The organism is Mesorhizobium sp. M0227 (assembly GCF_040321855.1).
Lineage (GTDB): Bacteria > Pseudomonadota > Alphaproteobacteria > Rhizobiales > Rhizobiaceae > Mesorhizobium.
This window is the reverse complement of record NZ_JAMYSJ010000003.1, coordinates 66365-83708: the sequence shown is the minus strand read 5'-3', so window position 1 is coordinate 83708 and position 17344 is coordinate 66365. Positions and strand designations below refer to the sequence as shown.

The following is a 17344-nucleotide window of genomic DNA, read 5'->3' as shown; positions in this document are numbered from 1 at the left end:
GCCTTGTAAGCCGCGCGAACGACTTAGTGGAGCGTTTCTTCCTCGAGGTCCGGCGCCTGCCACATCTTTTCGAGATTGTAGAATTCGCGGACTTCGGGGCGGAAGACATGGACGATGATGTCGCCAGAATCGATCAGGACCCAGTCGGCGCCGGATAGCCCCTCGACGCGCGCGGTGCCGAGACCGGCATCCTTGATCGCTTTGAGAAGATGATCGGCGACAGCCGCGACATGACGGTGCGATCGGCCCGAAGCGACGACCATGTAGTCGCCGAGGCTCGATTTCCCCTGGATGTCGATGGAGACAATGTTTTCGGCCTTGGAGTCTTCCAGACTGGCAAGGACTGTCTTGATGGCGCGGGACACGGCGTCGTCTACGCTGATCCTGGCCGGCGAAGGCATGATATCGGCCTTCTTCCGCAGTGCTGTTCTCAGTGTATTTCCTTTCGCAGCAAGAACAACCAAATCACCCCTTGAAGCAGGTGACACCACTTAGATAGGCAGAGTTCCCTGACAGTTTCAAGACGGGACCCTGCCTCGCACGAACGTATTGTCGCTCTTGTGGTTCCGCCGCACGCCGGAAAAGATCGGAACCCCCACCGCCCGCATGGGTTATCGGCTCACCGACCAACCGGATTTCCCCCATGCCGATCGACCCGCAAAACGCTTTTCTCAGCGTCCAGGCTGGCCTCGCCCAACTGAGCACGCTGATTGTTTCGTACTCCTTCTCGGCCATCGGTGCCGTCATCCTCTTGATTGTCGGCTACATCGTCGCCGGTCTTGCCGAACGTTCGATCTTCGCTGGTCTCGGCCATATCCATGGTTTCGACGCGACGTTGCGGCATTTCTTCTCGAAGATCGTCCGCTACGCCATCCTGATCCTCGTCACCATCATGGTGCTCGGCCAGTTCGGCGTGCAGACGGCCTCGATCATTGCCGCGATCGGTGCCATTGGCCTCGCCATCGGCCTGGCGTTGCAGGGCACGCTGCAAAACATCGCCGCCGGCATCATGCTTCTGGCGCTGCGGCCGTTCCGCATCGGCGAATCCGTCGAGGTCGGTTCGATCGCCGGTACGATCGAGGAGATCGGCCTGTTCGCGACCAAGCTCAGGACCGCCGACGGGGTCTACATATTGGCGCCGAACTCGACGCTGTGGAACCAGCCGGTGCGCAACTTTTCGCGCAACGGCGTACGCCGCAGCGACATCATACTCAGCATCGGCTCCTGGAACGACATCGACAGGGCGCAGAAAGCCTTGCTTGCCATTGCCGCGGCCGAACGGCGAGTGAAACGTGAGCCGGCACCGATCGCTTTCGTCTCGACATTGGGCGACAGCACTGTTTCGATTGCCCTGCGCTATTGGACATCGTCGGCGGACTTCTTCGCCACCCAGACCGATCTCACCAAGCGCGCCAAACAGGAGTTCGATAGCGAAGGCATATCGATCCCGCTGCCGCCGCCGGAAGCGCCCCAACCGGAAGCCCGTCGACAATAGTCGGTTGGCTCAGTGCCGGCCCTCATCGTCCGGTGCGAAGGCAAGTTCGACCGGCAACGGCGCCTGCGCCGTCATCGGTGCGAAGCTGCCGGTTTCACCGACCGGGACCGCACGCGTCGTGAACACGCGCAAAAGCACGAACAGGCAGAAGGCTGCGGCGATGAGAACAGCCACATAGATGAAAGCCTGCGTTCCGAAGACGGCTGAAAGCGCCGTCACGATGCCGGGCACGACGAAACCCGACAGCGACCAGGCAAACAAAAGCGAACTGGACAGCGCCACCATGTCGTCCTTGCCGGCGCGGTCGGCGGCATGTGCGCTGGCCAGCGAATAGATCGATTCCGAGGCGCCGTCCCACACGATATAGATCACAACCAACGCGGCCAACGCGCCGCCATCGAACCCGAGCGCAAACAGGCCGGCAACCATGGCGAGCGCGGATGCGGCGATCAGCACATAGCGGCGGTCGGTTCGGTCGGAAATCCAGCCAAGCGGGATCTGCAGGATCAGCGTGCCGAGAGGCATCGCCGAAAGCAGCAGCGCCACATCGGCCTGGCTGTAGCCCTTGGCCGTGGCGTGGATCGGCGCGAAGCCCGCAATCGACATCGACAGGCCGCCGACCGCAAGCATGCCGGCGACGCCGACCGGTGAAACCCGCCAGGCACGGCGCAGCGCCACCGAGGCCGCCTGCGGTGCCGGCGGCTGGGCAAGTTTGGTCATCCCGACAGGGAGGATCGATAGCGCGGTGAAGACGATGCCGATCAGCGGCGCATCCGCTGTCCTGATATCGACCAGCGCCAGCGTCGCGTAGCCGACGCCGAGCCCGGCGACATAGGCAACGTAGAAGAAAGCCATCACCCGGCCGCGGATGGCGTTGGCAACGGCATCGTTGAGCCAGCTCTGCGCGACGATGAACAGGCCGCAGATGGCAAAGCCGTAGAGCGCGCGGGCGGCTATCCACAGCAGCGGATGGACCCCGGCGCCGACCGCGGCGTTGGCCAGCGCGATCAGCGCCGACAACACCATGAAGGCACGGGCATGGCCGACCCTTCGCACCAGCGGTCCGGTCAGGATGCAGCCCGCCAGCCCGCCGGCCGAAAGTCCGGTGATGATCAGCCCGGCCCAGGTCGGATCGAAACCCTCGGCGCCGAGCCGAACCGGGATATAGGCAAACATCAGCCCGTTGCCGACGGCAATCAGTGCCATCGACACGATGACGCTGGCAATCGCGATCAGCGGCGTGGGCTCGGCGCCCTGCTCGGCTTCGCTGCGGGTTTTCCTGGGAATCGACATGCCTGCTCAGGATTGCCCATGAAACGGGCAAAGGGAGCGATAAAAGCGACATGGCCGGGCGGTCGGGCTCACCCCTTCGCCAGCTTGCGGATCGCGCTCGATGACAGCGACGAGCGCGGGCCGTGGATGAAGGTCCAGGCCGGTGCCTTCATGCGGGCAAGCCGCGGCGCATCGCCCTCGTCGATGCGGGCATAGTCGAAGGTCTTGGCGACGACCGAGGACAGGAACGACAGCGTCGCGCCCGGGCGGTCGATGACGGCGATCGGGAAGGTCATGACAATCTCGCGCCAGCGTTGCCAGCGATGGAAATCCCGCAAACTATCGGCACCCATGATCCAGACGAAGTCGACGCCGGGATTGCGCGCCTTAACCAGCGCCAGCGTGTCGGCGGTATAGCGGACGTGATGGGCGGCTTCGAAAGCGGTGACCTTGATCTTCGGGTTCTTGGCGATCTGCTCCGACAGCTGCAGCCGCTCGCCCAGCGGCGCCAATTCCCTGGTGTTCTTCAGCGGATTGCCCGGCGTCACCATCCACCACAGCTGGTCGAGCGACAGGCGTCGCAGCGCAATCTCGGCGACCAGCGCGTGGCCGGCATGCGGCGGATTGAACGAGCCGCCGAACAGGCCGACGGCGAGGCCTTTTTCGGCGTGCGGCATTTTGAGATAGTGGGAGGGAACGGGGGGGTGGGAAGGGGATAGCATCGCGCTAGGCACCCCCCTCTGCCCTGCCGGCCATCTCCCCCGCAAGGGGGGAGATCAGCAGTTTCGGCGAAGGCGTAAATCTTGCCGCGTTGGAGATCGGCGAAACCCGAAATGACATCCGATCTCCCCCCTTGCGGGGGAGATGTCCGGCAGGACAGAGGGGGGTGGCTGGGTGCAAGCTTCAGGCCCTTCGGGCGAAATACGTCAAGGCCTCACCTGTCCGGACCCGCGCACGCGGTATTTGAACGACGTCAGTTGCTCGACGCCGACCGGTCCGCGCGCGTGCATCTTGCCGGTGGCGATGCCGATCTCGGCGCCCATGCCGAATTCGCCGCCGTCGGCGAACTGCGTCGAGGCGTTGTGCAGCAGGATCGCCGAATCGATCTCGTTGAAGAATTTTTCGACGGTTTGCGCATCCTCGGCGACGATCGCTTCGGTGTGATGTGAGGAGAAATTCTCGATGTGGTCGATCGCACCACCGATACCGTCGACCAGTTTTACCGCGATGATGGCATCGAGATATTCGGTGATCCAGTCGGCGTCGGTAGCCGGTTTGGCGTCGAAAAACACTTTCAGCACCTCGGCATCGGCATGGATTTCGCAACCGGCGGCGCGCAGTGCGTCGAGGATCGGCACCAGATGGGTGGAGGCGACCGCCTGGTCGACCAGCAGCGTCTCTGCGGCACCGCAGACGCCGGTGCGCCGCATCTTGGCGTTGACGGCGATCCGCACCGCCATTTGGAGCTCGGCCGAACGGTCGATGTAGAGATGGCAGATGCCTTCGAGATGCGCGAAGACTGGCACCCGTGCCTCGGCCTGCACCCGCCCGACGAGGCTTTTGCCACCGCGCGGAATGATGACGTCGAGCATACCGCCCAAGCCTTTCAGCATCTCGCCGACGGCGGCGCGGTCGGTGATCGGCACCAGTTGGATGGCGTCCTCCGGCAGGCCGGCTTCCTTCAGCCCTTCGACCAGGCAGGCGTGGATGGCGGCCGAGGAATTGAGCGAATCCGAGCCGCCGCGCAGGATTACCGGATTGCCGGCCTTGAGGCACAGCGCGCCGGCATCGGCGGTGACGTTCGGGCGGCTCTCATAGATGACGCCGACGACGCCGAGCGGCGTGCGCACGCGCTCGATATGCAGACCGTTCGGCCGATCCCATTGTGCGATCACGTCGCCAACCGGGTCGCGCAATTCGGCGATCTCCCTGATGCCGTCGGCCATGGCGCGAATGCGCGCCGGATCGAGCTTCAGCCGGTCCATGAAGGAGGCGGAAAGCCCGGATTCCTGGCCGTTCGAGACATCGATGGCGTTGGCGTCGAGAATGTCTTGCTGCCTGGCGACGATCGCCTCGGCCATGGCGGCAAGTGCAGCATTCTTGGCGGCGGTGGTGGCAATGGCCAACGGTCGGGCGGCAGCGCGGGCGCGGCGGCCGATATCGGCCATCAGCGCCACTGTGTCTTCTCCGGATTTTTCATGCTGCTTCAGCATGCTCATCCTCCGCTTATGGCGCCACCGGCCAGTACTTGGTCGCTAGCCCCTACTTGGGCACCAGAATGACTCACCACAAGGTCGTCGCGGTGGATCATCGCCGAACGCGCCTCGTAGCCGAGCACGGTTTCGATCTCGGCCGTCTTCAGGCCCGCGATCCTTACGGCATCGGCTGCATCGTAGGCAACCAGCCCGCGCGCGATCTCGCGGCCGTCGGGCGACAGGATCGCCACCGTGTCGCCGCGCGAGAAATTGCCGCTGACCAGCTTGACGCCGGCCGGCAGCAGCGACTTGCCCGACAGCAGCGCGCCGATGGCGCCGGCATCGACTGTCAGCCGGCCGGCCGGTTCGAGTTGGCCGGCGATCCAGGTCTTGTAACCCTTGACCGGATTGGAACTCGGCCGGAAGAAGGTGGCGCGTTCGCCGCGTTCGATCGCCATCAGCGGCGACAGCCGCGTGCCCGACGTGATGATCATCGCGGTGCCGGCGGCGGTGGCGATCTTGCCGGCATCGAGCTTCGTGCGCATGCCGCCGCGCGACAGTTCGGAAGCGGCCGCACCCGCCATCGCCTCGATATCGGGCGTGATCCGGTCGACCACCGGAATGAATTTGGCATGGGGGTCACGCGCCGGCGGCGCCGTATAGAGCCCGTCGATGTCTGAGAGCAGCACCAGGAGGTCGGCGCCCATCATGGTGGCGACGCGAGCCGCCAGCCGGTCATTGTCGCCGTAGCGGATTTCGGAAGTCGCCACCGTGTCGTTCTCGTTGATGACCGGCACTGCCTTCATCTTCAAGAGTGTCGAGATCGTCGCCCGCGCATTGAGATAACGGCGGCGCTCCTCGGTGTCGCCGAGCGTCAGCAGGATCTGGCCCGATTTCAGGCTGCCCTTGCCGAGCGCGTCCGACCAGGCGCCGGCCAATGCGATCTGTCCCACGGCTGCCGCCGCCTGGCTCTCCTCCAGTTTCAGGGCTCGCTTGCCGAGGCCAAGGATGGTGCGGCCAAGCGCGATGGCGCCGGAGGAGACGACGAGGATTTCAGCGCCGCCCTGCGCAAGCACCGCAATATCGTCGGCAAGCGAGGCCAGCCAGTCTCGCTTGAGGCCCGTCGCGCGGTCGACGAGCAGCGCCGAGCCGATCTTGACGGTGATGCGCCGATATTTTTTCAGCGACTGCATGGCCTACTTGTCCCAGCGCGTCTCGACCGGGGTAGCCGTCCGCGCACGCGCCTCGCCCACCACCGACATCAGCGCCCGCAGCACCGCCTCGACGCCTTCGCCGGTGACCGCCGACAACAGCATCGGTGCTCGGCCGGCGGCGCGCTTCAGCGAGGCGACTTTCTTCTTGCGCGCATCGGCGTCGAGCGTGTCGACCTGGGAAAGTGCCACGATCTCGACCTTGTCGGTCAGGCCGTTGCCATAGGCCTCAAGTTCCGCGCGCACGGTCTTGTAGGCTTTGCCCGGATTTTCCTCCTGCGCCGAAACCAGATGCAGCAGCACGCGCGTGCGCTCGACATGGCCAAGAAAGCGATCGCCAATGCCGACGCCCTCATGCGCGCCTTCGATGAGACCCGGAATGTCGGCGATGACGAACTCGCGCGCGTCGATCCGGGCGACGCCGAGGCCGGGATGCAGCGTCGTGAACGGATAGTCGGCGATCTTCGGCTTGGCCGCGGTGACCGCCGCCAGGAATGTCGACTTGCCGGCATTGGGCAGCCCGACCAGCCCGGCATCGGCGATCAGCTTCAGCCGCAGCCAGATGTTGAGCTCCTGCCCCGGCAGGCCGGGATTGGCGCGGCGCGGCGCCTGGTTGGTCGAGGTCTTGAAATGTTGGTTGCCGAAACCGCCATTTCCGCCCTTGGCCAGCAGAAAGCGCTGGCCGACCACGGTCAGATCGCAGATCAGCGTCTCGTTGTCCTCTTCGAACACCTGCGTTCCCGCCGGCACCTTCAGCGTGACATCGGCGCCCTTGGCACCGGTCATGTTGCGGCCCATGCCGTGGACGCCGGTCTTGGCCTTGAAATGCTGCTGGTAGCGGTAGTCTATGAGCGTGTTCAACCCGTCGACCGCCTCCAGCCAGACATCGCCGCCACGGCCGCCATCACCGCCATCCGGCCCGCCGAACTCGATGAACTTTTCGCGCCGGAACGACACCGAACCGGCGCCACCGTCGCCGGAGCGGATGTAGACCTTGGCTTGATCGAGAAATTTCATGGGATTGTACAGTTTCTACTAGTGGCCTTGCGGCATTGCTCTAAACCTTGGCCCTTGCTCTAAACCAAGGCGCGGCGAAGGGCGAGGCCGTTTTGTGACAATGGCCGCGTGGGATCGGCCGGAGAGATGCCGGAATGAAGCTTGTAACTTACAACATCCAGTACGGCATCGGCCTCGACGGGCAATACGATGTCGGGCGCATCGCTGATGCCGTGCGCGGCGCCGACGTGATCGCTTTGCAGGAGGTGACCCGCAACAATCCCAGGAATAGCGGCCGCGACATGGTCGCCGAGATCGGCGAGGCGCTGCCCGACTACTTCGCCGTCTATGGCAGCAATTTCGAGGCCAATATCGGTTCGCACATCGACAATGGCCGCGCCATCACGAAAACCTTCCAGCTCGGCAACATGGTGCTGTCGAAAACGCCTATTCATCTGTCGCGCAACCTGCTTTTGCCGCGCAGCCGCAGCTTCGAGATGATGAACTTCCAGCGTGGCGCGCTGGAAGCGCTGATCGAGACGCCGCTTGGTTTCATCCGCTTCTATTCCATCCATCTCGATCACCGCAGCCCCGTCGAACGCGCCAGCCAGATCCAGTTCTTGCGCCAACGCATGCTGAACTACGCGCTCGAAGGCGGCGCGCTGTCCGGCGTCGCCGAGATCGGCCTGCCGGAACTGCCGCATCCCGAAGCCTTTGTCGGCATGGGCGATTTCAACATGCTGGCCGGTTCACCCGAATATGTCGAACTCGCCGGCCGGCCGGACCATGAATTCGGCATGCCGCTGACCGCCGACTTTGCCGTCGATGCCGCCTTGCGCCTGAACGCCACCGGCGACGATCTCATCAGCTGGGTCGACCCGAAACAACCCACCGACCCCAGCCGCCACAAGCGCATCGACTATATCTTCACAAGCGCTTCGCTTGCCAGATCCCTGCAGCGCCTGTGGGTCGACCGGAAAGCTGACGGTTCGGACCACCTGCCGGTGTGGGTCGAACTGGGCTGATGGCCTTTCATCCGGCAGTGTTTTCACGTTTGACGATCGCCATCATGATCGTATCGCGGTATTCCCCGTCGATATGGACGGCGTCGCGCTGCACGCCCTCCCTGACAAACCCGACCTTGTCGTAAAGAGAGATGGCGCGAGCATTGTCGGAATGCACGGAAAGCTCGACGCGGATAAAGCCGGTCTTGCGCGCCTGTGCCAAGGTCGCATTGATGAGCCGCAGTCCCAGGCCACGCTCCCGATAGGAAGGAATGATCCCCATTCCGAGGGAGCCGCGATGCGCATGGATGAGCCGATCGTGGCGTGAGATGTCGCACCAGCCGACGACCTCGCCACGAACAACGGCCACGAACCCCGGATCGCCTCTCCCGATACGGTCCATTGCGAAACTTCTGACTTGATCCAGCGGTGGCGCCTCTAGGAAGGACAGGTACTTTCGCTCACGCGCGACGACATCGAGCGCGCGATGAAAGCTTTCGATATCCCCGGGCGTCATCGGCGCGATCGCGACCGTTTCAATATCGCTGCTGTCGACCATTGGCTTGACCGTCGTCACACATCAAAAATGTACCCAGTTCCGCAGGCTGGTCCAGGTCTTGCGATCGAGCCGGTAGCGCTCGACGGGAACCTGGCCGGCAACGATCGAGTTCAGCATGCCCTGGCCGGCATACTGGAACCCGCATTTGTGGATCACCCGCCTGGAGGCCGGGTTGATGACCCGCGTCGAGGCCTGCAGAACCTGGATCGACGTCCTCTGGAAGGCGAGATCGACCAGCGCATGGGCTGCTTCCGTCGCATAGCCCTTCTTCCAGTAAGGCTCGCCGATCCAGTAGCCGAGTTCCAGCCCGCGTTCGGTGGTGTTGAGACCGGCACAGCCGACGAACGTGTCGGTTCCGGCCAGCGTCAGGGCATAGGCGATGCCGGCCCGGCGCGACCTGGTCATGGCGAGGAAGGAGCGCGCCTCGGCCTCGCCATAGGGGTGCGGCATGCGTGCCAGCATTTCGGCGACATGACGGTTGTCGGCAAGTTCGACCAGTTGCGCGACATCGCCTTCATGGGGCGCCCGCATCACCAGCCGCTCGGTGACCAGCACCGGGCAGTCTATCGCGTAACTTCCGTCTTCTGAGTCTTCCGCTTCGGCAACCATTTGAAAGTCCTCCAGGCACAAGAAAAAGGGGAGATGGAAACCCATCTCCCCTGATCCTTTTCCTGGCTTTGCCAGACACCGGTTCCCGAGATGGGCGCCGGTGTTCTAGTGCGGAACCGGCTACTCCGCGGCTTTGGCAATCGGATTGACCGATACGTAGGTTCGGCCGTTGGCTTTTTTGTTGAACGTCACGGCGCCGGTCTCGAGCGCAAAAAGCGTATGATCCGTGCCCATGCCGACATTGACGCCGGGATGCCACGTGGTGCCGCGTTGACGAATGATGATGTTGCCCGGGATGACGGCTTCGCCGCCGAACTTCTTCACGCCCAGACGCTTGGAATGCGAGTCGCGACCGTTGCGCGACGAGCCGCCAGCTTTCTTGTGTGCCATCTAACTAACTCCGTTGCGCCGCAAGGCGCCTAAAAGGCCTTATGAACGCGTTCGCGTTCCGTTTCAAGTCCGATCCGGCGACCCAATCGCCAGAAAATTACTTCGCAGCCAATTCCTTGGCCTGCTCGCGCCAGTCCTTGATCTGGTCGGCGCTGAAGGGCATGTGCTCGTCGATCTTGGCGACATCCTTCTCGGTCAGCTTGGCAAGCTGGGCGAAGGTGATGATGCCCTGCTCGTTAAGATCCTTGGCTGCGACCGGGCCGATGCCCTTGATCAAGGTCAGATCGTCCGGCTCACCCTTCGGTGCCTTGAACAGTGGCGCTGCGGCGGTCTCGGCTGCCTTTGTCTCGGCTGCCTTGGCCTTGGGCTCCTTCTTCGGCGCGGCTTCCGCCTGCACCTCGGTGGCGGCCTCGGCCTTCACCTTCTTCGGCGCCTTGGCCGCTGCCGTCTTGGTCGGCTTGGCGCCACCCAGCAGGATCTCGGAGATCCGCACGGTGGTCAAAAGCTGGCGATGGCCGATCTTGCGGCGCGAATTCTGCCGGCGGCGCTTCTTGAAGGCGATGACGGTGCGGTTCTTGCCCTGTTCGACGACTTCGGCGGTGACCACCGCGCCGTCGACGAACGGCGCGCCAAACGTGACATTCTCGCCTTCGCCATGCGCCAGAACGTGGCCGATTTCGACCATATCGCCGACATTGGCTTCAACTTTTTCGATCTTCAGGAGATCGTTGGCGGCAACGCGATACTGCTTGCCACCCGTTTTAATGACTGCGAACATTTTTTGCCTTTCGCTGTTCGGTCGGCCTTGATGAACCGCCTCTGGCAGTTCAGCCGTCTTTTTGTCAGTCTGCGGGTTCAAAAAACAAGCGGCGCGGAAGAACCCTCCACGCCGATTGCGCGCTGTCCCTAACCGAAGGTTGGGGGCGAGTCAAGGCAAACCAGCCGCGCCGTTTCCGAGACCGTCATTGGCGGGCACGGACCGGCTGTGCCGACATGCCCACGGCGTTGCCCCGCCTGGGCTGAGGATGGGTGACTGGGTCGGCAATCTGCCTCGGGTCTCGCTGTACCCCACCAGCCGTGAATCCGCCGCTTGCCAAGCAAGCCAAATAACTGCCGGATTGGCCTTGTAACCTGCCCGTTCAGCCGTTATCTAGTGCGCCGCGCCGGCAACGGCCGACCATGACCGCGGAGAGGTGGCAGAGTGGTCGAATGCACCGCACTCGAAATGCGGCATGGGTGCAAGCCCATCGGGGGTTCGAATCCCTCCCTCTCCGCCATTTAGCCCAAGAACCTGACATCTCCTGGGCTGCTAGCCGCCTGCCGCATATCGCGCAGCCAACAGGACAAAGCCGCCCGAGCCGGGACACTCTGGCCTTTGCGGAGGCGTAAAGCTTCGGCGATGGGCAGGCCCATTCGGCTCTCCGCACATGGTTTTCTGTCCGCAAGCGCAGCCATGTCGCTGTGAATTTGCCAGCCGGTTTGGCCCAAATGGGGGAAGTGGCCGGCCCAAGATCTCGTAATGGTTGGTTCGCCCAGCCAGTTAGGAGACCACTATGCGCAAAGCCTCTCTCGCCGTCACAGTCGTCGGCACGGCCTTCTTCAGTCTTTCCACTGTCGCATCGGCATGCGTGTCGATGGACGGCAACTTCGTCGTAAACAACTGCAATTATCGCGTCATGGGAAATTGCAAAGGCTCGGATGGCAGTTGGGGTGGCTTCGGACCCATCCGCCCGGGCGGTCGTGAGGTAACTTCCAAAAGACGCGATGCCGGCTGGGACGTCAGCTATTGCAATTACGATTCATGGGTGGCCGGCACATGTCGGCCGAAGGATCCCAGGCAGATGTAAGCCGCTTTCAAGCACGTCACTTTGCGCGCTCGGCTCGTTGCTGACGATGTGGCCGGCGTCGAACACCGGCCACTCTGTCGGTGCACGATAAATCCGTTACTGCTCCTTCTTGAACAGGTCCTGGAAGATCAGCTGGCCCCAAGTGCGGCCGCGTGCGTGCACCAGTGCGCCACCCTCGTTGAGCTTCCCCAGCTTGACCGGTGCGAACCCGAGTTGTTTGGCTAAGGCCGCCACGGGAGCGATCGCGTCCTCGTCGTCGCTCGACAGAAAGACGACCCGGTGCCCGCCCTCGACGATCGGATCGGCAGCCAAAGTGGCTGCAATCAGGTGATTGAACCCTTTGACGAGCTTGGCACCGGTGAACGCCTTTGCGACGAAGGCGGAGGACGGCAGACCGTCCAGCTCTTCAGGGGCTGGAAACACGTTCGTCGCGTCGATGATCGTCTTGCCTTCCCAGCTTGACAGCGCCTTCGCGACATCTGGGTGCGACTCGAAACGAACCGCCAGAAAGATGATGTCCGCCTTGATCGCTTCCGCCAGCGTTTTGGGGATAATCGTGGGTCCGATCGCGGCCGCATCGGCTGCAAAGCTTTCCGGGTCGCGCGTGGTTGCCACGGACACTTCGATGCCGTTGCGGGCAAACGCCTTGGCAAGAGCGTGGCCGATCTTGCCGAAGCCAATAATTGCATAGCTCATGTATATTCTCCTTCAGTTTACCACGCCCTGCGGGCCCGGAATATCGAATGGAATGAACGGCGGGGCGTAGCGTCAGATTTGCGCCAGGCCCCCGTCGACGGCGACCTCGCTGGCGGTCATGAAGCTGCTGTCGGGCGACGCGAGAAACGCAGCCGCCGCTCCAATCTCCGCCGGATCGGCCATGCGCTGGAGCGGGTTCATCGAGGCGAAGGCCTTCAAGCCCTCCTCCCCTATCGCTGCCTTCGCGAGTTCGGTCGCTGTCGGCCCGGGCGACAGCACGTTTACCCGGATGCCGGTGCCCTTCAGGTCCTCCGCCCAGCTCCGCGCAAGATTGCGCACGGCCGCCTTACTCGCGCTGTAGACGCTGAATGCGGGGGCGCCCGTGGTGCCGGCGCTCGATCCGGTCAGGATGATCGAACCGCCCTCGCCCATCAGTGGCAGCGCCTTCTGGACCGTGAATATCGTACCCTTCACATTGGTGTCGAAGGTTTCGTCAATGTGCTCGGCGGTGATCTCGCCGAGCGGAAGCAGGCCTCCCGCCCCGGCATTGGCGAAGACGATGTCGAGGGTTCCGCGCTCGGCCTTCACCGCCGCGTAGAGCCGGTCGAGGTCGGCCTCGTCGGAAACCGAGCCTTTCACCGCGCGGGCATTGGCCCCGAGGTTGGCCACAGCAGCGTCGAGCACATCCTGCCGACGGCCGAAAATGAAGACGAAAGCGCCCTCCTCGATGAAGCGCTTTGCAGCGGCGAGGCCGATGCCGGTGGCGCCACCCGTAATAACCGCAACCTTACCGTCTAGTTTTCCCATAACTCAATCCTTCCAGGCTCTGTCTTTGGTCGTTCGGGTACGCCCCGAGAACCTCTAGATGGGCCCGTCAGAGTCACGCGGTGAGTGCGGAAGCGCGCACATCGGTGGTGCAAAATCGATCCGCTTTCAGGAACTGACGCCAGCCGTGACGATCCGTGTCCGCCATTCGGAATTGCGCCGCCCCTGTCGACATAAGCTATGATGTCCCGCCCGTACTGCTGTAGCATGCGTTAGATACGGGCTTGGGAAGGCGCACCGCGCGGTGCCGGATTGCACCATGATCGACTGGGATGACATTCGCTACTTTCTTGCCGTCGCGCGCGGAGGCTCGGTGCGGGCTGCCGGCGCGCAGCTCGGGGTGAATCACTCGACCGTGCTGCGACGCGTCGCCCAGCTCGAGGAACGCCTCGGAGCGCACATGTTCGAAAAGCTGCCTTCGGGCTACCGCCTGACGGCTGTGGGCGAGGAGGTCCTCGATCTCGCGAACCAGATGGAAGCGTCGTCGCACCAGCTGGAGACGCGCGTCTTCGGGCGCGACCAGGGTGTGCGCGGGCTTCTGCGGGTGACGCTGGCACCTCCCCTCGCGACACACCTGCTCATGCCGGACTTCGCCGATTTCGCGCGTCTGCACCCGGACATCGAGATGGAAATCCTGTCGTCCGGCGAGCTGGCAAATCTGACCAACCGAGAGGCCGACGTCGCGATCCGCGTCGTCTACGACCGCAAAACCCTGCCGCTCAATCTTCACGGCCTGAAGGGACCGGAGGTGTTCGGCGGCGTCTACATGTCCCGCGATCGCCTGGCCGCGTGGCGTGCGGGCGCGCCTGATCCCATCCGGTGGATCGTCATAAGCGTTCATGGAATTCCAGAGTGGGCCGGCGCGGGTGAGGTTCGCACCGCGGGGGTTCCATTCAGGACCACGGACGCCGAGGCGCAGATCGTTGCCGTACGGCAAGGTCTCGGGATCACGACACTGCCGTGCTTCGTCGGAGATGCCGACCCCCTGCTGGTGAGGGTGCCGGGCACCGACCTGCACATGTACGGAACGCTCTGGCTTCTCACACAGGGGGAGACACGCAAGACGAAGCGCGTGCGGCTCTTCACGGAGTTCGTATCCCGCAGGCTCGCCGCCTACGCTCCGCTTTTCACGGGACTGTCCATATCGCGCGACTGACGCCCCGCGGGTCGACGCTGCGGTGGATAGGCGGACAGCGGCACCTATTGCGGTTGAAGATGCTCAGCCATGAAGTCGATGAACGCCTCAGTCTGGGCCTGATCTGTCGGCGGGCCGGCCAGAGAACATTGAACTGATCGGTCTCGGCGGGGGCATGGGCGGTGGAGGAATGGGCGGCGACGGAACAGGAGGTCTCGGAACGGATGCCCTCTCCGAAGATCGCTATGCTTCAGGACGCGTGACCAGTCGCTGATCTGACCTCAGGCCGAGCCATCGGATTGGTGCTCGGCAATCGTACTCAGAAAAACCTGGCCGAACTCCTTCAGCTTTGCCGCCCCAACCCCATTCACTTCAGCGAAGGCGTCGAGGTCGTTTGGGCGGCGCTCTGCCATGTCGATCAGGGTGCGATCGGAAAACACCACATAGGCCGGCACCTGGCGCTCCTTGGCGAGCCGCAGTCGCAAGGTCTTCAGCGCGGCCAGCAGCCCGGTGTCCACATCCGATTGCCCGAAATCCTGCCCGGAGCGCGTCTTGCCGCGCAAGGCGCGGCTGCGCACCTCGACGCGATAATGGAACGGCACCTCGCCACGGCCAAGCGCATGGCCTTTTTCGGCGATGGCGAGGCCGCCATGGCCGGCCGGATCCGGCATCAGAAACCCGCCGGCGACGAGCTGCCGGATTAGCGACAGCCAAAAGTCCTTCTTGTGCGCCAGTCCGCTGCCGAAGCTGGCGAGCCTCTGGTGGTTCCTGGCCAGCACCTTCTCGGTTTCATGGCCGAGCAGAATGTCGATGACATGGCCGGCACCGAAGCGTTCGCCACTCTGGGCGATGGCTGCCAGGATGATCCGCGCCTCCGCTCCGCCATCGGCGCGCGGCGCCTGGTCGAGGCAGGTGTCGCAATTGCCGCAAGGCTGCGCTTCTTCGCCGAAATAGCCGAGCAGCACCTGGCGGCGGCACTGCGCCGTCTCGCAATAGCCGATCAGCGTGTCGAGCCGGCCATGCGAGCGCCTCTTGTGCTCGGGCGGCGCATCCTCGTCGTCGATGAACATCCGGCGCATGCGGATATCGCCAAGGCCGAACAGCATATGCGCCTCGGCGTCCCGCCCATCGCGGCCGGCGCGGCCGATCTCCTGGTAGTAGGCCTCCAGGCTGCCCGGCATGTCGGTGTGGAAGACATAGGCGACATCAGGCTTGTCAATGCCCATGCCGAAAGCGATGGTCGCCACCATGACGACGCCTGAAAGGGTCATGAAGCTGTTCTGGTTGGCGTCTCGCGCCTCCTTGCTCATGCCGGCATGATAGGCGAGCGCGGTGACGCCGTTCTTCTCGAGGAAGGCCGCCATCTCCTCCGTCTTCTTGCGCGACAGGCAGTAGACGATGCCGCTGCGGCCGGGATGGCGCTCGACGAAGCGCAGCAATTGCCGCTTGCTGTCCTGCTTGGCCTCGATGGCAAGCTTGATGTTCGGCCGGTCGAAGCCCAGCACCAGGGTCTCGACGCGCTCGGCAAATAGCCGAGATTCGATGTCGGTGCGCGTGCCTTCGTCCGCCGTTGCCGTCAGCGCCATGATCGGCACGTTGGGAAAGATGCCGCGCAGACGCGACAGGTCCTCGTATTCGCGCCGGAACGCCGGCCCCCATTGCGAGATGCAATGCGCCTCGTCGACGGCGATCAGGCTGATATCGAGCCTGGCCAGCGCCTCGAGCATGCGCTCGGTCATCAGCCGCTCCGGCGCGAGATAGAGCAGGCGCGTCTGGCCCGAGGCGACGCGACGCCATGCGGCGATATTGGCATCGCGGTCGATCGAGGAATTGATCGTGTCGGCCGCCACGCCGGCAAGCCGCAAGGCGGCGACCTGATCCTGCATCAGCGCCACCAGCGGCGAAACGACAATGGTGAGCCCACCCAGGACCAGTGCCGGCACTTGGTAGCAGAGCGATTTGCCCGCACCTGTCGGCATGACGGCCAGCACATGACGCCCAGCCAGCAGCGCGTCCATGACATCGGCCTGGCCGGGGCGAAAATCATCGAAGCCGAACACGTCTTTCAGCACGCGCCGCTTGGGATCTCGCTCTTCTGTCGCGACGGCCGCCGGTGCCTGCATCACCGCGCGTCCACGGTCGGCGTGCTTATTGGCATGTCATAGCCGAACTCGGCGCAGAAACGCCGGACGCCGACGAGAAATGCCGGGGGCAGACCGTCGAGATAGGTCCTGAATTCTTCATTCCGTTCCCATTTTCTCAACGAAGCCACCCGGATCGGATTGTCCGGATCCTCGCTGAAACGAATGCGCGGTGTCAGTCCGAACGACTGCGCGATTCTGTCCTGCTGCGCATCGGGCGCGCCGATCATGTCTTCGTAGCGGACAAAGAGTATCTGCCGGTGCGGTTGTGCCTTCTTCAGCCGGGTCAGCGCGTCGTATTCGGCCAGCCAGCGATGCGGCGTGACGTGGAACCGACGCTCGTGGCGTGTTTGCGGATGCGAACTTGTCAGCGTGTCGAATGGATGGCGCACACAATAGATCAAGCCGATGGAGGGAGGTAGCTTCGCCAGATGCGCAAAACCGCGCGCATCGCGCTTGACGACGAGGTTCGATTCCGGCCGATCCAGCATGTCCAGCATTGTGTATCGCGCTTCGGGCGGATGGACGAAAATATCCCGGAAACACCTCATCAGCCGCTGTGTCAGCGTCGTCCCGCTGCGCGCGCAGCCCGAAATGAAAATTCTGTTGGCGGGCGTTGCGCGTGCGTATGTGCGTCTTTGCATGCGCTGTTTCAGAGACAGCGGCACGAATCGCAGAAACTCCCGCATAACCCTTCGCGCGGCCGCTCCAAACGCAGCCTCAAGCCTGCGCGCGCCCTTCATCCGCAATTCCGCTGGCGCAATGCGGCAACCCGATCTTGCATCAGGGCCACCCGGGACGAAACGCGCCGCCTGCGGGCCACGGCCAAGATGCTCATCGCCGATGCCTGCATCAGGCAGACACCGGGCTGCAATTTCGTGGATTGGAGAGGATGTGGAAACCGGTCAAAACGACTCTCCGCATGGGCACCTTGCCTTAGCGCAGCTGACACCGGACCACAACCAGAAC

The 17344-nt window shown here is 63.6% G+C and carries 18 protein-coding genes and 1 tRNA gene; 5 read left to right on the top strand and 14 right to left on the bottom strand.

Features of this window, described 5'->3' with window-relative positions:
• Positions 1 to 23: 23 nt before the first annotated feature.
• Positions 24 to 401, bottom strand: coding sequence for a ribosome silencing factor (gene rsfS, locus NKJ00_RS05955; protein WP_013529073.1), 378 nt, complete (start codon positions 399 to 401; stop codon positions 24 to 26).
• 242 nt (positions 402 to 643) lie between these two features.
• Here rsfS and NKJ00_RS05950 point away from each other — a divergent pair, with 242 nt between their 5' ends.
• A complete protein-coding gene (locus NKJ00_RS05950) occupies positions 644 to 1495 on the top strand; it encodes a mechanosensitive ion channel family protein (protein ID WP_352440995.1) in 852 nt (283 codons plus the stop codon).
• Positions 1496 to 1504: 9 nt separating this feature from the next.
• Here the strand turns inward: NKJ00_RS05950 and NKJ00_RS05945 are convergent, their stop codons facing one another.
• The 5 genes from NKJ00_RS05945 to obgE form a co-directional block, all read right to left on the bottom strand.
• On the bottom strand, positions 1505 to 2788 hold the full coding sequence (locus tag NKJ00_RS05945; protein WP_352440996.1) for an MFS transporter: 1284 nt from the start codon (positions 2786 to 2788) through the stop codon (positions 1505 to 1507).
• Positions 2789 to 2856: 68 nt separating this feature from the next.
• The gene (locus NKJ00_RS05940; RefSeq protein WP_352629139.1) at positions 2857 to 3489 is read right to left on the bottom strand and encodes a nicotinate-nucleotide adenylyltransferase; all 633 of its coding nucleotides are present in this window, start codon (positions 3487 to 3489) and stop codon (positions 2857 to 2859) included.
• A gap of 204 nt (positions 3490 to 3693) precedes the next feature.
• A complete protein-coding gene (locus NKJ00_RS05935; protein WP_352629136.1) occupies positions 3694 to 4980 on the bottom strand; it encodes a glutamate-5-semialdehyde dehydrogenase in 1287 nt (428 codons plus the stop codon).
• Between the two features lie 2 nt (positions 4981 to 4982).
• The gene (gene proB / locus NKJ00_RS05930; RefSeq protein ID WP_352629134.1) at positions 4983 to 6155 is read right to left on the bottom strand and encodes a glutamate 5-kinase; all 1173 of its coding nucleotides are present in this window, start codon (positions 6153 to 6155) and stop codon (positions 4983 to 4985) included.
• Positions 6156 to 6158: 3 nt separating this feature from the next.
• Positions 6159 to 7190, bottom strand: coding sequence for a GTPase ObgE (gene obgE, locus NKJ00_RS05925; RefSeq protein WP_352611367.1), 1032 nt, complete (start codon positions 7188 to 7190; stop codon positions 6159 to 6161).
• Between the two features lie 134 nt (positions 7191 to 7324).
• On the opposite strand from obgE, the gene NKJ00_RS05920 reads away from it, so the two are divergent.
• A complete protein-coding gene (locus tag NKJ00_RS05920; protein WP_352554290.1) occupies positions 7325 to 8194 on the top strand; it encodes an endonuclease/exonuclease/phosphatase family protein in 870 nt (289 codons plus the stop codon).
• 7 nt (positions 8195 to 8201) lie between these two features.
• Here NKJ00_RS05920 and NKJ00_RS05915 read toward each other — a convergent pair whose 3' ends face one another.
• From NKJ00_RS05915 to NKJ00_RS05900, 4 genes are all read right to left on the bottom strand, one after another.
• A complete protein-coding gene (locus tag NKJ00_RS05915) occupies positions 8202 to 8732 on the bottom strand; it encodes a GNAT family N-acetyltransferase (RefSeq protein WP_352611366.1) in 531 nt (176 codons plus the stop codon).
• Between the two features lie 21 nt (positions 8733 to 8753).
• Complete coding sequence (locus NKJ00_RS05910) at positions 8754 to 9341, bottom strand: GNAT family N-acetyltransferase (protein ID WP_023811776.1); 588 nt, start codon at positions 9339 to 9341, stop codon at positions 8754 to 8756.
• A gap of 120 nt (positions 9342 to 9461) precedes the next feature.
• Positions 9462 to 9731, bottom strand: coding sequence for a 50S ribosomal protein L27 (gene rpmA, locus NKJ00_RS05905; RefSeq protein ID WP_013529063.1), 270 nt, complete (start codon positions 9729 to 9731; stop codon positions 9462 to 9464).
• A gap of 97 nt (positions 9732 to 9828) precedes the next feature.
• The gene (locus tag NKJ00_RS05900) at positions 9829 to 10509 is read right to left on the bottom strand and encodes a 50S ribosomal protein L21 (protein WP_352611365.1); all 681 of its coding nucleotides are present in this window, start codon (positions 10507 to 10509) and stop codon (positions 9829 to 9831) included.
• Between the two features lie 409 nt (positions 10510 to 10918).
• Between NKJ00_RS05900 and NKJ00_RS05895 the strand changes: the two genes are divergently transcribed.
• Positions 10919 to 11008 (top strand) — tRNA-Ser (locus NKJ00_RS05895).
• A 276-nt stretch (positions 11009 to 11284) separates the two neighbouring features.
• Positions 11285 to 11578 (top strand): hypothetical protein, encoded by a 294-nt coding sequence (locus NKJ00_RS05890; protein ID WP_352461316.1) that lies wholly within the window; start codon positions 11285 to 11287, stop codon positions 11576 to 11578.
• A gap of 96 nt (positions 11579 to 11674) precedes the next feature.
• Here NKJ00_RS05890 and NKJ00_RS05885 read toward each other — a convergent pair whose 3' ends face one another.
• Both NKJ00_RS05885 and NKJ00_RS05880 read right to left on the bottom strand, forming a co-directional pair.
• A complete protein-coding gene (locus NKJ00_RS05885; protein ID WP_352611364.1) occupies positions 11675 to 12274 on the bottom strand; it encodes an NADPH-dependent F420 reductase in 600 nt (199 codons plus the stop codon).
• A 72-nt stretch (positions 12275 to 12346) separates the two neighbouring features.
• Entirely contained in the window at positions 12347 to 13081 is a 735-nt protein-coding gene (locus tag NKJ00_RS05880) for an SDR family NAD(P)-dependent oxidoreductase (protein ID WP_352611363.1), read from the bottom strand.
• Between the two features lie 277 nt (positions 13082 to 13358).
• On the opposite strand from NKJ00_RS05880, the gene NKJ00_RS05875 reads away from it, so the two are divergent.
• Positions 13359 to 14255: a LysR family transcriptional regulator gene (locus NKJ00_RS05875; protein ID WP_352611362.1), complete on the top strand. Its 897-nt coding sequence runs from the start codon at positions 13359 to 13361 to the stop codon at positions 14253 to 14255.
• A gap of 260 nt (positions 14256 to 14515) precedes the next feature.
• Here the strand turns inward: NKJ00_RS05875 and recQ are convergent, their stop codons facing one another.
• Complete coding sequence (recQ, locus tag NKJ00_RS05870; RefSeq protein WP_352611361.1) at positions 14516 to 16357, bottom strand: DNA helicase RecQ; 1842 nt, start codon at positions 16355 to 16357, stop codon at positions 14516 to 14518.
• Positions 16357 to 17118, bottom strand: coding sequence for a sulfotransferase family protein (locus NKJ00_RS05865; RefSeq protein WP_352629131.1), 762 nt, complete (start codon positions 17116 to 17118; stop codon positions 16357 to 16359). The genes recQ and NKJ00_RS05865 overlap by 1 nt, the downstream gene beginning before the upstream one ends.
• Positions 17119 to 17344 lie beyond the last annotated feature (226 nt).

Coding starts and splice junctions, on each gene's coding strand:
- NKJ00_RS05915 (WP_352611366.1), bottom strand. CDS start 8,732: ATGGTCGACAGCAGCGATATTGAAACGGTCGCGATCGCGCCGATGACG.
- rsfS (WP_013529073.1), bottom strand. CDS start 401: ATGCCTTCGCCGGCCAGGATCAGCGTAGACGACGCCGTGTCCCGCGCC.
- NKJ00_RS05945 (WP_352440996.1), bottom strand. CDS start 2,788: ATGTCGATTCCCAGGAAAACCCGCAGCGAAGCCGAGCAGGGCGCCGAG.
- NKJ00_RS05880 (WP_352611363.1), bottom strand. CDS start 13,081: ATGGGAAAACTAGACGGTAAGGTTGCGGTTATTACGGGTGGCGCCACC.
- NKJ00_RS05885 (WP_352611364.1), bottom strand. CDS start 12,274: ATGAGCTATGCAATTATTGGCTTCGGCAAGATCGGCCACGCTCTTGCC.
- NKJ00_RS05890 (WP_352461316.1), top strand. CDS start 11,285: ATGCGCAAAGCCTCTCTCGCCGTCACAGTCGTCGGCACGGCCTTCTTC.
- rpmA (WP_013529063.1), bottom strand. CDS start 9,731: ATGGCACACAAGAAAGCTGGCGGCTCGTCGCGCAACGGTCGCGACTCG.
- recQ (WP_352611361.1), bottom strand. CDS start 16,357: ATGCAGGCACCGGCGGCCGTCGCGACAGAAGAGCGAGATCCCAAGCGG.
- NKJ00_RS05900 (WP_352611365.1), bottom strand. CDS start 10,509: ATGTTCGCAGTCATTAAAACGGGTGGCAAGCAGTATCGCGTTGCCGCC.
- NKJ00_RS05910 (WP_023811776.1), bottom strand. CDS start 9,341: ATGGTTGCCGAAGCGGAAGACTCAGAAGACGGAAGTTACGCGATAGAC.
- NKJ00_RS05940 (WP_352629139.1), bottom strand. CDS start 3,489: ATGCTATCCCCTTCCCACCCCCCCGTTCCCTCCCACTATCTCAAAATG.
- NKJ00_RS05920 (WP_352554290.1), top strand. CDS start 7,325: ATGAAGCTTGTAACTTACAACATCCAGTACGGCATCGGCCTCGACGGG.
- NKJ00_RS05950 (WP_352440995.1), top strand. CDS start 644: ATGCCGATCGACCCGCAAAACGCTTTTCTCAGCGTCCAGGCTGGCCTC.
- NKJ00_RS05875 (WP_352611362.1), top strand. CDS start 13,359: ATGATCGACTGGGATGACATTCGCTACTTTCTTGCCGTCGCGCGCGGA.
- obgE (WP_352611367.1), bottom strand. CDS start 7,190: ATGAAATTTCTCGATCAAGCCAAGGTCTACATCCGCTCCGGCGACGGT.
- NKJ00_RS05935 (WP_352629136.1), bottom strand. CDS start 4,980: ATGCTGAAGCAGCATGAAAAATCCGGAGAAGACACAGTGGCGCTGATG.
- NKJ00_RS05865 (WP_352629131.1), bottom strand. CDS start 17,118: ATGAAGGGCGCGCGCAGGCTTGAGGCTGCGTTTGGAGCGGCCGCGCGA.
- proB (WP_352629134.1), bottom strand. CDS start 6,155: ATGCAGTCGCTGAAAAAATATCGGCGCATCACCGTCAAGATCGGCTCG.